The sequence below is a fragment of the Clostridium sp. CAG:43 genome (assembly GCF_000434655.1).
GTDB classification, from domain to species: Bacteria; Bacillota; Clostridia; order Lachnospirales; family Lachnospiraceae; genus Otoolea; species Otoolea fessa.
This window is the reverse complement of record NZ_FR895037.1, coordinates 5,613-6,135: the sequence shown is the minus strand read 5'-3', so window position 1 is coordinate 6,135 and position 523 is coordinate 5,613. Positions and strand designations below refer to the sequence as shown.

The 523-nt window shown below is 53.5% G+C and carries 1 pseudogene (running past both ends of the window); it reads left to right on the top strand.

From position 1 onward, the window contains the following. Positions 1-523, top strand: a pseudogene (locus tag QVO97_RS03220) (NYN domain-containing protein) (its annotated part extends past both window edges: 257 nt to the left, 2,005 nt to the right); the annotation flags it as partial.

Sequence of the window (523 nt, the reverse complement as noted above, 5' to 3'; positions counted from 1 at the left end):
GACTGCTGGCGCGCTACCAGATTCCGGCGTTCCTTTTTATCAATAAAATGGATCTGGCGCCGGGACGGGAACAGGAGGTCCTGCGCGACCTAAAAGAGTCGCTGGGCGGCAACTTCGTTGATTTTGGTGCGGACGGGACGGAAAGTTTCTATGAAGAGGCAGCAGTCAGCGGCGAAGCGGAATTGGAGGAATTTCTGGAGACGGGACAGGTGTCTAAAGATGCGATCCGCAGCCGGATTGCCAGCCGGGATCTGTTTCCGTGTTATTTTGGTTCGGCGCTCAAAAATACGGGCGTGGAAGAATTTATGCGCGGTTTGGAAGAATATACGCTGGAACCAGTGTATCCGGATGAATTTGGGGCGAAAATATTTAAAATTGTGCGCGACAGCCAGGGCGAACGCCTGACTTATATGAAGATCACGGGCGGCGTGCTGCATGTCAAAGACCGGATCGGAGAGGAAAAGGTAAATCAGCTCCGCCTGTATTCAGGCGATAAGTATGAGGCGGTGAGCGAGGCACCGGC